The organism is Alistipes shahii WAL 8301 (assembly GCF_025145845.1).
GTDB lineage: Bacteria > Bacteroidota > Bacteroidia > Bacteroidales > Rikenellaceae > Alistipes > Alistipes shahii.
Genome location: NZ_CP102253.1, coordinates 677,377 through 689,998, shown reverse-complemented (window position 1 = coordinate 689,998; position 12,622 = coordinate 677,377). Strand labels below are relative to the sequence as shown.

9 protein-coding genes are annotated in these 12,622 nt (G+C 56.4%); 7 read left to right on the top strand and 2 right to left on the bottom strand.

Translation table 11 applies throughout. The features are described from left to right. Positions 1–145: 145 nt before the first annotated feature. Both NQ492_RS03020 and NQ492_RS16250 read right to left on the bottom strand, forming a co-directional pair. Positions 146–724, bottom strand: a complete 579-nt coding sequence (locus NQ492_RS03020; protein WP_231839935.1) for a hypothetical protein — start codon at positions 722–724, stop codon at positions 146–148. 19 nt (positions 725–743) lie between these two features. Further along, complete coding sequence (locus NQ492_RS16250; protein ID WP_083810299.1) at positions 744–980, bottom strand: rubredoxin; 237 nt, start codon at positions 978–980, stop codon at positions 744–746. A gap of 353 nt (positions 981–1,333) precedes the next feature. Between NQ492_RS16250 and NQ492_RS03010 the strand changes: the two genes are divergently transcribed. From NQ492_RS03010 to NQ492_RS02980, 7 genes are all read left to right on the top strand, one after another. Further along, positions 1,334–1,921, top strand: a complete 588-nt coding sequence (locus tag NQ492_RS03010) for an RNA polymerase sigma-70 factor (protein ID WP_015547855.1) — start codon at positions 1,334–1,336, stop codon at positions 1,919–1,921. A gap of 113 nt (positions 1,922–2,034) precedes the next feature. Next, positions 2,035–2,988 carry a FecR family protein gene (locus NQ492_RS03005; protein ID WP_015547854.1) on the top strand — a complete coding sequence of 318 codons (954 nt, stop codon included), beginning with the start codon at positions 2,035–2,037 and terminating at the stop codon, positions 2,986–2,988. A gap of 141 nt (positions 2,989–3,129) precedes the next feature. Continuing rightward, complete coding sequence (locus NQ492_RS03000) at positions 3,130–6,501, top strand: SusC/RagA family TonB-linked outer membrane protein (protein ID WP_044054583.1); 3,372 nt, start codon at positions 3,130–3,132, stop codon at positions 6,499–6,501. 12 nt (positions 6,502–6,513) lie between these two features. After that, on the top strand, positions 6,514–8,157 hold the full coding sequence (locus NQ492_RS02995; RefSeq protein ID WP_015547853.1) for a SusD/RagB family nutrient-binding outer membrane lipoprotein: 1,644 nt from the start codon (positions 6,514–6,516) through the stop codon (positions 8,155–8,157). A 38-nt stretch (positions 8,158–8,195) separates the two neighbouring features. Beyond that, a complete protein-coding gene (locus NQ492_RS02990) occupies positions 8,196–9,227 on the top strand; it encodes a glycoside hydrolase family 18 (protein WP_015547852.1) in 1,032 nt (343 codons plus the stop codon). Then, positions 9,217–10,512 carry a DUF1735 and LamG domain-containing protein gene (locus tag NQ492_RS02985; protein WP_022062561.1) on the top strand — a complete coding sequence of 432 codons (1,296 nt, stop codon included), beginning with the start codon at positions 9,217–9,219 and terminating at the stop codon, positions 10,510–10,512. The genes NQ492_RS02990 and NQ492_RS02985 overlap by 11 nt, the downstream gene beginning before the upstream one ends. Before the next feature lie 160 nt (positions 10,513–10,672). Further along, complete coding sequence (locus NQ492_RS02980; protein ID WP_172633822.1) at positions 10,673–12,556, top strand: BACON domain-containing protein; 1,884 nt, start codon at positions 10,673–10,675, stop codon at positions 12,554–12,556. The last annotated feature ends 66 nt before the right edge of the window (positions 12,557–12,622 follow it).

Sequence of the window (12,622 nt, the reverse complement as noted above, 5' to 3'; positions counted from 1 at the left end):
CCGGGGATTCTTCACGATGCACGACATCTGCACCGCACTGACCGAAGACGTTTCGATTCTCACGGGCTCTTTACCTGCTCCGCGATAAGCGAAAACGGTGCAGAATCGCTCTGCACCGCACTGATCGGAACCGTGTGGTTCCGGCTTACTCTTTCGCCGCGGCTCCGCCGTCGATGGCGAACGCCGAGACGATCACCATCTTCTCGTCCACGTTGTTGGGGTTCGAGACGATGATGCCGTATTCGCCTGCGGGGCGTTCGTCGAAGGTCAGACGGTAGGAGCTTTCGCCGTATTTCTCGGCCGAAAACCGCAGGTAGTCCATCGTGTTGGAGTTCACCGAGAACGACCCGACGGCCGAGATCACCGCCGACCGGTTTTTCTTGGTGCTCTTCATGCGGAAGACGCGCACGATGGACATGGGGTCGGCCTTATTGTCCTTGGCGCGGACGATGAGCGCGATCGGTTGCGCTGCGTCGAACCGCACGCTGGCCGAACCGCCTTCCACGAGTACTTTTGTTTTGGATTTGCTGGCTGCGAATCCGGCGATGTAGACGCCGGCGCCCGTTCGCATCCGCACGTTGTGTTTTTCGAGCTTCTTGGACGAGCCGTCGGGGAATACGCCGACGACCTCTCCCTCGAATTCGGGTTCGAGGGTCTGTGCCTTTACTGCATCACACCCCCACATCATGGCCGTTGCAGCCATCAGGAATAGGATTTTTTTCATCATTGTATTGATTTGATTCTTAACCGCGCACCGTGCGCGACGGACAAAAATAGCAAAAATCGGCGAAGGTTGTATACCCCCCCCGATTTTTTTGAAACGGCTCTCCGAAATGCCGCGGGGCGCTCCTTTTCGGGGCTGCGCCTCGCTTTCCGGGCTGCTCCTCGACCTCTTCGGAATTGCTCTTGCCGACGCCGCAAACCGGGCATGTCCGGTCGTCGGGAATCTCCTCGGACGGCGTTCCGGGCGCGGCGGAAATCCGGCCGACGTCCTATACCGATAATATATATAGGCGAAATCATCCGTCCGCTCTTTTCGCAAAGCGGTTCCGGGGCCGTTTTTGTTGTCGTCCGGGCCGTTTCGGCCACTCCGTATCGGAAAACTATTTCACCGCAAACAGCTCAATTATCACTTTTATTGCTATCTTTGTCGATGATAGGAACCACCGACGGTTTCCTGTCCGACAAAAGCATCCGGAAATTGAATGATTCGGTAAATACAACACTATCAATGACTCCCAATCCGATTTTTATCGGGGGGGGGAATTTTTGATGGGCGAATCCTGAATCGGGTTCGCCGGTGTTTTCGTGTACCGGACAGACGGGACTTCAAATGGCAGACGTCAAGACAGACAGCATCTCCTCCACGGAATTCGGGAAGTTATTTTTCGAATTCAAGCCCCGTTTTATCGCCCTGGCATACCGCTATGTCCGCGATCGGGAGACTGCCGAAGACCTGGTGTCGGACAGTTTTATGACCTTTTGGGAAATGCATGAAACCCTGCCGGCGGACATCAATGTGCCGGCTTATATCCTCACTTCGGTCAAAAACCGCTGCCTGAACCATCTCAACGCCCAGATCCGCCACCGCAGGGCGGAACAGGACATGCATTCGACGCTGACGCGCCGGCTTCAGGCCGACGTGCGCTCGCTGTCGGCCTGCGATCCCGATCTGCTCTTCTCCGAAGAAATTCGCGCCATCCTGAAACAGGCAGTCCGCAAGATGCCGAAAATGACCCGCAGCGTATTCCTGTTAAGCCGGATCAGGAATATGACATACAGCGAGATCGCCGCCGAACTGGGAATTTCCGTCAGCCATGTCAATTTCGAAATCCGCCGGGCGCTCAACCTGATGCGCTCCGAACTGAAGGATTACCTCCCGGCCGTGCTGATCACCCTGATACTCTCGTCCCAGTGGTGAAATAGCGCCCCGCAGGGCTGTCAGGAGTCCGTTCCGATCTTTTTTCAAAAAAACTTGCATTTTTTACTACTTACCCCCTCCGTGTGTTTGTTATTACTATATAACACGAACACATGGACGATCTTTTATTGCAGAAATACTTGAGAAACGAGACCTCGGAGGAGGAACTCGTCGAGGTGCTCGACTGGCTGGACGCGTCAACGGAAAACCAGCGGTATCTCGATCGGCTCGATTATATTTCCAACCTCAATATCCTGGCCGGAGAGGCGCAGCCCCGTATCCGCAGACATACCGTTTCGCTCTGGAAGAGAACGGCTCAATGGAGTGCCGCGGCTGCGGCCGTGCTGCTCGCATGCGCCGGGTTGGGCCACTATATGGCCGACCGGATTCTCGAACGCCGTACCCAGGACATGATGGCCATTACCGCGCCCAACGGGCAGAGCATGTCCGTCACCTTGAGCGACGGGACGACCGTATGGCTCAATTCGGGCGCCAAGTTGGAATACCCTTCGATCTTTTCCAGAAAGACACGCCGGGTCAAGATTTCGGGCGAGGCCATGTTCGAGGTGGAACATGACGCCAGCCGTCCGTTCATCGTGGAAACATTCGCCTGCGATGCCGAGGTGCTGGGTACGAAATTCAACATCCTGGCCGATGCCCGGACCGCCGATTTCTCGGCGGCGCTGCTCGAAGGACGGCTGAAAATCTCGAACCGCCTCGTCGGCGGCGAATCCTTCATTCTCTCGCCCAACGATCAGATCGACCTGGTCGACGGACATCTCAAACTCAACCGGATAACCGATCCGGACGACTTCCGCTGGGTCGACGGGCTGATGAACCTGAACACGCTGTCGTTCGGGGAGGTGATCCGCAAATTCGAGAACTATTACGGAGTCCGGATCACGATCGACAATCCCGAGGATATGCCCGAACTCAAGTACCACGGCAAAATCCGCGTGTCGGACGGTGTGGACCATGCGCTGAAGCTGCTCCAGATCACCAATAACTTCTCCTATACGCGCGACGACGAGACGAATACGATCCACATAAAAATAACTAAAATCTAAACCGACTCTATGGAATAAACCGCCTCTGCCTCAAGACACTTTTATGCTGCACCGCCGACGCGTCCGGACACGGTCGTGTCCGCCGGCGGGAGATAAACAGTGATTCGATTGCTAACCTATTGATCTTAAATCAGCAAACTTATGAAAAATTTAAGTATTAGGCAGATAAAATGCCTGATTACTCTAATTCTCGCCGTGTTCCTGTGCGGTGCGCCCGCCGTGGCCCAAACGCAGAAAATCGCGGTGAAGCTCGACATGACGAAGGTTCCGATGAAGACCGTCATGAACGAAATCGAAAAGCAGACCAAGTATCTTTTCCTTTATACGGACGAAATCGACACGAAACGCATCGTCTCGATCAAGGCCGATTCCAAGCCTCTCAACGAGGTGCTGCCGCTGCTGTTCAAGGACACGGACATCACCTATGAGATCACGGTTCCCAACATCGTGCTGTCGAAGCGCGTCGCCGCAGCGCGGCCGTCGGCCATCTCGGGCGTGGTGAAGGATTCCGGCGGCCTGGGCATTATCGGAGCCACCGTTCTGATCAAGGGCACGACCGTCGGAACGACCACCGGCATCGACGGAGACTTCGCCCTGACGGTCCCCGCCTCGGTCGACAACCCCGAACTGTCGGTCAGCTTCATCGGCTACGAAACCCGTGTCGTGCCCATCGGCTCGCGCACCACTTTCGACATCACGCTGGCCAATTCGTCCATCGAGGTCGAGCAGGTCGTCGTTACGGCCCTGGGCATCAAACGTGCCGAGAAAGCCCTGTCGTACAACGTGCAGCAGGTGAATTCCGATGCCATCACGGCCAACAAGGACGCCAACTTCATCAACTCGCTCAACGGTAAGGTGGCTGGTGTGAACATCAACGCCTCGTCGGCGGGCGTCGGCGGCGCTTCGAAGGTCATCATGCGCGGTATGAAGTCCATTTCGCAGACCTCCAATGCGCTTTACGTGATCGACGGCGTGCCGATGTTCACCAAAGCCCAGGAGGGCGGCACAGAGTTCAGTTCGCAGGGTACGACCGATCCCATTGCGGACATCAACCCCGAGGACATCGAGTCGATTTCCGTACTGACGGGTGCTGCGGCAGCTGCATTGTATGGCTCGGACGCGGCCAACGGCGCCATCGTCGTGACAACGAAAAAGGGACAGGCGGGGCAGCTCTCCGTCACCGCGACGGCCGGTGTTGAGATCATGACTCCGTTCGTTCTTCCCGAGTTCCAGAACCGGTACGGTACGGGCAACCTTACTACGCCGATCAACGTGGCCAGTTACAGCTGGGGTAAGCGGCTCAACCGCGCCAACCGATACGGCTACGATCCCCGTGAAGACTATTTCCGTACCGGCGTAGCCAATTCCGAGAGCGTTTCGCTTTCGACCGGAACGGAGAAGAACCAGACCTATTTTTCAGCCGCGGCCATCAATTCCAACGGCATCGTGCCCAACAACAGCTATGACCGTTACAACTTCACGTTCCGCAACACCTCCTCTTTTCTGAACGACAAGATGAGACTGGACGTAGGAGCCAGCTACATATTGCAGGAAGACTGCAACATGATCAATCAGGGAACCTACAACAACCCTCTGACGGGAGCCTACCTCTTCCCGCGCGGCGATGACTGGGCGGATATCGAAATGTATGAGCGCTACGATCCCATAGACAAGATTTCGAAACAGTACTGGCCGATGGGTGACGGCTCCATCACCATGCAGAACCCCTACTGGGCGAACTACCGCAACCTGCGCGAGAACCGTAAGGATCGTTACATGCTCAACGCGGCGCTGTCGTACGACATCCTCGACTGGCTGAATGTTTCAGGCCGCATCCGCATCGACAACTCGCACAACACCTACACCGAAAAGATGTATGCTTCCTCGAACGTGCAGCTCACCGAGCAGTCCGCCAACGGTCTTTACGGCGTCACCAAGACGATGGACCGCCAGGTTTATGGTGATGCTTTGCTCAATATCAATAAAACGTTCGGTGACGACTGGTCGTTGCAGGCCAACATCGGTGCTTCGTTCTCGGATATGAAGAACGACGCCCTGAAGATCCGCGGCCCCATTGCCGACGGTACGTCGGGCGAGAAGCAGGGGCTGGCCAACGTCTTCAACATTCAGAACTTGAGTAATTCGACCAAGACCGTCCGTAAGCAGGAGGGCTGGCGTGAGCAGACGCAGTCGATCTTCGCTTCGGCCGAGGTGGGATACAAGGGCACCTACTACCTGACCCTTACGGGCCGCAACGACTGGCCTTCGCAACTGGCGGGTCCGCATTCGAACGCCAAGTCGTTCTTCTATCCTTCGGTCGGACTTTCGGTCGTGTTGTCGCAGCTCATTCCCAACATGCCTGAAAATCTCTCCTATATCAAGTTGCGCGGTTCGTTCGCCTCGGTGGGCGTTGCCTTCGAGCGTTACATCGCCAACCCGCTCTATTCGTGGAACGAAAGCGGCCTGTCGTGGAACACGCAGACGCAGTATCCCGCCTATCACCTCAAGCCCGAGCGCACCAAGTCGTTCGAGGTGGGTCTGACGATGCGTTTCCTCAAGCATTTCAACCTCGATTTCACCTACTACAATTCGCATACGTCGAACCAGACCTTCGACCCGCAGATCTCGGGCGGTACGGGTTTCTCCAAGATCATCATCCAGTCGGGTAACGTCCGTAACCAGGGTATCGAGCTGGCATTGGGTTATCGGAACACCTGGCGCGACTTCACGTGGGATACCAACTACACCCTGTCGACCAATCAGAATAAGATCATCTCGCTGGCCAACAACGTCATCAACTACGCTACGGGCGAGCGCTTCTCGATCGACCGGCTCAACATGGGCGGTCTGGGCGACGCACAGTTCCTACTGCAGGAGGGCGGTACGTTGGGCGACCTCTACTCCCGCCGCGATTTGCGCTACGACGAGAACAATGCCATTTACATCGACGAGAACGGAAATGTAGCTACGGAGACGATCCAGGATGTGAATAAGTATGTCAAGCTGGGCAGCGTACTGCCCGATGTCAACATGTCGTGGCGCAACGACTTCCGCTGGAAGAACCTGAACTTCGGCTTCATGATTTCGGCCCGTCTGGGCGGCATCGTCTACTCGCGTACGCAGGCCATGCTCGACCAATACGGCGTGTCAGAGGTTACGGCCGCGGCGCGCGATGCCGGAGGCGTGACGCTCAACGGCGGCGACGTGGTGGATGCCTACACTTGGTATTCGGCCATCGCAGGCGGCAATTCCATCCCGCAGTTCTACACCTACTCGGCCACGAACGTGCGGTTGCAGGAGGCTTCGATTGGCTACACGATTCCCCGCAAGCTGCTGCGTAACGTCTGCGAGATTACGGTTTCTATCGTGGGCCGCAATCTGTGGATGCTCTACAACAAGGCTCCGTTCGATCCAGAAAGCATCGCTACGACGGGCAACTACTATCAAGGTATTGATTACTTCATGATGCCGTCATTGCGCAACGTAGGATTCAATCTCCGTCTCAAATTCTAAAACAGCGACACGATGAAAGACAAATTGATAAAAGCGGCGCTCTCCTTCGCAGTTGTGTGCGTTCTGGGCGCATGCACCAAGAATTACCTCTACATCAACAGCAATCCCTACGAGGTGGACAAGGAGCAGATGGAGGCCAAGGACTACGCCATCGCCTCGGGACTCTCTGCCATGTTCGGGACCGTCGTCTCGACGGATGTCAATACGGCGCAGTTCACTGACTGTCTGCTGGGCAGTACGCAGGGCGGTTATTACGCTGATGCGAACAATGGCTGGACGAACACCATTTCCAAATACAACCCGACCGACAACTGGACGAACGTGTTCATGTACAGCGACAAAGTCATCCCGCAACTGTACAGTAACATGTCGAACGTGGAGGGGATTTCGGAGGATCCGCTCGTTTTGGCCATCCTCAAGATCGTGAAGGTCTGCGTCCTGAACCGTGTGACGGACACTTATGGCCCTATTCCTTATTCCGAGATCGGAAGCACCGGTAAGATCCAGGTGGCTTACGACGACCAGCCCAAGGTCTATTCGCAGATGTTCGATGAATTGGACGAGGCAATCGCCCTGTTGGACGAGAACATCGACAGGAGCATCACGAGCACGACCGACCAAGTCTTCGACGGCACAGCCGTGAAATGGTGCCGTTTTGCCAACTCGATGAAGCTGCGGCTGGCCATGCGGGTGGTATACACCGATTTCGTAAGCTCGAAGGGCCTCTCTCCGCAGCAGTTGGGCGAACAGGCCGTGGCGCACTCTGTCGGTGTCATGCAGTCGAACGCAGACAATGCGCAGCTTTCGTCCCTGGCCTTCGGCAAGGACGGCAATCCGCTCTATACGGCATGCATGTACAACTCCCCAGCTGGGTCGGTGACGGGCGGCGATTCGCATGCTGCAGCCGACATCATCTGCTACATGAACGGTTATGAGGATCCGCGCCGCGAGAAATATTTCAGCAAGGCACAGTTCTCCGGGGACAACGCCCTTGAGTATGTGGGCATGCGTCGTGGTATCGCCATTCCAGCGCTCAGCACTGTGGGGCTGCTCTATTCAGGCGTCAACTTCGTAGATGGCATGGCTACTCCGTTGCAGTGGATGAATGCCGCCGAGGTGGCCTTCCTGAAGGCGGAAGCCGTCGGCGTGTTCGGCTGGAACATGGGTGGCAGCGCTAAGACCTTCTACGAGCAGGGCGTCCGCCTCTCGTTCGAACAGTGGGGTGTTGCGGGCGTCGACGAATACCTTGTCGGCACCACTCTTCCGGAATCCTACACCGACCCCAACGGCGGTGCGACCTCCTATTCTACACAGCTCTCCCAGCTGGGGGTGGCTTGGAACGACGGCGCCTCGAAGGAGGAGATGCAGGAGCGCATCATCATCCAGAAGTGGATCGCCAACTTCCATCTTGGCAACGAGGCGTGGGCTGATTTCCGCCGTACAGGCTTTCCGCACCTGATTCCGGCCATGGAGTCTGCCGTGGGCAATAACTCGCAGGGCATCCGGAACCTTACGCTCGGCGCTCGCCGCATGTCCTATCCTGCGGACGAGGCGACCAACAACCCGGAGAACTACGCCAAGGCTGTGGAGATGCTTGGTGGCTCCGATAACATGGCAACCCGCATGTGGTGGGACTGCAATCCGGCCGTCAAATAACCGTACACACCGTTTAACCCATTAAAACGAAATTCGACATGAAACGCATATTCATTCCGTTCTTCGCCGCGGCGGCCCTGCTGGCCTCGTGCAGCGACTGGACGGAAGCCGAACACAAAGATTTTCTGCCGCCGATGAATCAGAATGATCCGGCTTTTCTGACATCGCTCCGGGATTTCAAGGTCGGCGAACACCTGGTGACGATGATGATCGTCCGGGGAACTTCGACCGCTCCGAACCGGCAGAACCAGCATCCGATGTCCATGCCCGACAGTGTGGATTACCTGCTCATGACCGACGTCGACGACCTGCATCCGGCGCTGTCGGACGAGATCGCCGAAGTACGTTCGAAGAAGGGTACCCGCACGCTCAACGTCGTGGACTATACGACAATCCGCAGTACCTGGGACGCCATGAAGGAGGCATCTTTCGGTACAGAGCACGAGGGCGACTATACGGAGGAGAAGTTCGCCGAGTACTGCAAGGCCGAGACTGAAAAGCAGCTTGCGGCCTGCTCCCGATACGGATTCGACGGCATCGTCGTCTCCTATCTGGGCGGTTACGACAGCAGCGCCGCAGCTCCGTTCGTCCTGGCGGCGGACACGTGGCGCCGCGACAATCCCAACAAGCTACTCTTCTTCCGCGGATACCCCGCCTTCATCACGAGCATCGAGAACCAGACGATTCTTGCGGAGTGTGACTACGTCATCATCCTGACTGAGGGTGCCTCGTCGTCGGTGGCTATCTCCCGTATGGTGCGCGACCAACTCGAAGAGGGTGTTCCGAGCAACCGGGTCGTGCTGGAAGCCTCCGTGCCGTCGATCGCCGACGGTGGCGACGACGCTCAGGTGGGCGCTTCGCTCCAGGTGGCCGCGCAGTGGGTGATGGATCCGAAAACCTCCCAGACTGTACAGTGCGATAAGCTGGGGCTCTGCGCATCGAACGCACAGGAAGACTATTTCAATACGCCAACATACAAGAGAATCCGCGAGGCGCTCGGCATCCTGAACCCCGAGCCCGAAGAGGAGCCCGAAAACAATCCCGAAAATAAAAACGACGATGAAAAATAAATTAGGATTCGCATTGTGTCTGCTCCTGGTAGCCGTATTCATGGGCTGCAAGGAGGATGAGGAGGGCAAACACCACTTCAGCAATCAGGTGTTCATCTCCGCCACGTCGTTCACCGACGACGTGTTTATCAAACGGGACAACCTCGACGTGACCCGGGAAGAGAGCTGCGACGTTACCGTCGCCATGGCCCAGCCCCGGGAGCGCGACATCACGGTCACGTTCGCCGAGGCTCCCGGTCTGTTGGAGCACTACCGGATGTTCTACGACGATCCAACGGCCGAACTGCTCCCTGCCAACGGCGGCTATTACGATTTCGCGGATAATTCGACTGTCATCACGGCCGGGATGGTGGAGAGTGCGCCGCTCACCTTCGCCTTTACGAATTTGGACAATCTGCCCATCGAGGAGAAGCAGCGTTATGTGCTGCCCGTACGCATCGTGTCGGCCGACGGCATGAATATCCTCGAAAGCGCCCGGACGGTCTACTTCGTCTTCTCGAAGGCCGCGCTCATCAACGTCGTGGCCGAGATGGAGAACAACTGCGCCTGGCCCGAGTGGACGGCTGATACCGAGGCGGTGAAGGACATGGAGACCTTCACGCTCGAAGCGCTCGTCTACGCCAACTCGTTCGACCGCAAGATCTCGACAATTATGGGCATCGAGGATACGTTCCTCATCCGTTTGGGCGACGACGGCCGTCCGACTAACCAGTTGCAGGTGGCCTTCGCCAAGAAGGTTTCGGAGGAGGAGACCTCGCCTGCACGCGGGAAGATTCCGGCCGAGGCCGACAGCCGTTATGACCTCAAGCTGTTCGTTTGGCATCATATCGCCGTCACATTCGATCGTGGCACTATCTGCGTCTATATCGACGGCAAGCTGAAGGATACGGTCAAGGCTTCAGTATCTGGTACCGACGGGCATGCCGTGATCATCGACAAGATCAACTTCGCCATTCCGCACTCCGACGAGACGGACGGCAAGGAGCGCTGCTTTTGGATCGGCCACTCGTACCGCCTCCAGTCGGACGGCGACTTGTTCTACGAGCGTCGTTTCGACGGCATGATGGGCGAAGTGCGCCTCTGGAACAAGGCCCTGACGGCCGAGGAGATCGCTTCCGAGAACCATTTCTACAAAATCGATCCCGCATCAGACGGACTGGTGGCTTATTGGAAGTTCGACGACAATACGAAAGGTAAGACCGTCAAGGATTATACCGGCAACGGCTTCGATCTGAAGACCGAGCGCGAAGTGAATTGGCAGAGCGTCGCGCTTCCCGAAGAGTGAGAGATTTATTACCTGAAGAATCGTAATTCCTTAACTTTAATTTAACCTTTTTAATTAACCTAATCAACCAAACATGAAAAGAAAGTCATTTCTGATGCTTTTAACGGGTATGTTCGCCATTTCATCGGGGGCTCTCGTCGGTTGCAACGATGACGATGATGTGAACAAAAAGAATTCCCTGTCGGTAACACCTGCGTCTGCTATTGAGTTCAAGGCCGGCGACAATCAGGACGTTGTGCTGACCGTCAAGACCGACGCCAAGTCGTGGGCATTCGAGAAGAACGGTGAGTGGATCGTCGCCAAGCAGGACGGCGACAAACTAACTGTGAATGCCCAGGCTAATACCACGGAGTCCGTACGTCCGGGCCGCATCACGATTACGGCCGGTAACGCCGAACCCGTCAACATCAACGTAAACCAAAAGGGGCTTGAAGTAGGTGAAATCGTACTGAGCATTTCGCCGTCGGATCCCATTGGGTTCGAGGCTACTGGCAACAAGGCCGTTGAACTGACCGTTACGACTAATGCACCCGACTGGACGTTCTCCTACCCCGAGGAGTGGATGACGGCCGAGAAGCAGGGCGACAAGCTGACGGTCAACGCCAAGGACAATACGGGAGATGCCCGTGTGGGGCAGATCGTCGTGACGTCCAGCGAGGGTGAGAAGACTGCGAAGATCGCCGTGTCGCAGAAGGCCGGCAGCGAGAATCCCACCCCGGGCGAGGAGATCGCCGGTTCGCTCTCGACGGCCGATGATCTGAACATCCAGTTCGCTCACGATGCCGTGGAGCCCGTCAAGAAAACCCTGACCTTCACGCTGGAGAAGACCGCTATGGTTGAGACCAAGGTGAAGCTCGTCTTCGACGAACGCCATGTCGAAGAGTACAACTTCGACCACGCTACCGAGTATGTCGTATTCCCCGAGAAACTCTGCACCATTGCGAACGACGGCGTGATGACTATCCCCGCCGGTGAAACCTCTGCGCAGATCGAGGTAACGCTCACGCCGAGTGCTTCCGATCTGGAGTATGTAACCACCTACATGGTTCCCCTTCAGGCCGTAGCCCAAACGGAGGGTATCGTCGTTAAAGATGAGGCTGAATACGTTGACTTCCTAGTTTCGCGCATTGGTTCGAAGAAGATCCGTAACATCTGTTATTTCGAGGTGAACGACTGCAACCCGCTCAACGCCATTGAGTACATTTTGGAGGACGGTCAGCCGTTTTTCGATGCTGTCGTGCTATTCGCTGGCAACATCAACTGGGATGCTTCGAAGCAGAAGGTCTACATGAATGCCAACCCCAACGTGCAGGCGTTACTCGACAACTCGGAGGAACTGCTCCAGCCGCTGCGTAAGAAAGGTATCAAGGTGTTGCTCGACATCTTGGGCAACCACGACCAGGCCGGCATCGCTGGTTTGAGCGACTGGGGTTGTGAGCAGTTCGGTAAGGAGCTGGCTCAAATCTGTCTCGACTATAAACTCGATGGTATCGGTTTCGATGACGAGTATTCGCGCTACTACGGATCCGGAAAATGGTTCGCAGGCCCCAGCTCCCAGCAGGCCGCCCGTCTCTGCTACGAGACCAAAAAGGCGATGAAGGAATTGTGCCCCTGGGAGACTTGGGTACACCTCTATTACTTGGGCTATATCCAGTCCTCTCTGCCTTCGGTATTCATCGACGGTGTGGAGCATAAGCCGTCTGAATTCATTGACAACGTCTGCGCCGACTACGGCGGTTCGGCAAGACCGGTAAACGGTATGGGACTGAGCGGATGTGCCGGCAACTCTATCCAACTCAACTATGGCTACTCCATCTCGTCGTCTGGAGCCAAGGCACTGATGAATCAGGGTTACGGCTGGATCATGTGGTTCGCATTCGATCCTTCCGGAACCGGAACGGTCAGCAACAACCGTTCGCATTCGCTCCGGCAGTTCCGCAACGTGGCAGAGGGCTGCTACGAGCAGAGCGTACGCGATCCCAAAAATGTCTACAACAAGATCAGCGAGGGCCAATACGATCCCGCACCGCACCCGATCAACTAATTTGAAAACGAACGACTCGGTCGTGCGTTCCGGCTTCGGCCGGGATGCCGCCGATCGTTCGGTCGG

Coding starts and splice junctions, on each gene's coding strand:
- NQ492_RS03005 (WP_015547854.1), top strand. CDS start 2,035: ATGGACGATCTTTTATTGCAGAAATACTTGAGAAACGAGACCTCGGAG.
- NQ492_RS02995 (WP_015547853.1), top strand. CDS start 6,514: ATGAAAGACAAATTGATAAAAGCGGCGCTCTCCTTCGCAGTTGTGTGC.
- NQ492_RS03010 (WP_015547855.1), top strand. CDS start 1,334: ATGGCAGACGTCAAGACAGACAGCATCTCCTCCACGGAATTCGGGAAG.
- NQ492_RS02985 (WP_022062561.1), top strand. CDS start 9,217: ATGAAAAATAAATTAGGATTCGCATTGTGTCTGCTCCTGGTAGCCGTA.
- NQ492_RS03020 (WP_231839935.1), bottom strand. CDS start 724: ATGAAAAAAATCCTATTCCTGATGGCTGCAACGGCCATGATGTGGGGG.
- NQ492_RS03000 (WP_044054583.1), top strand. CDS start 3,130: ATGAAAAATTTAAGTATTAGGCAGATAAAATGCCTGATTACTCTAATT.
- NQ492_RS02990 (WP_015547852.1), top strand. CDS start 8,196: ATGAAACGCATATTCATTCCGTTCTTCGCCGCGGCGGCCCTGCTGGCC.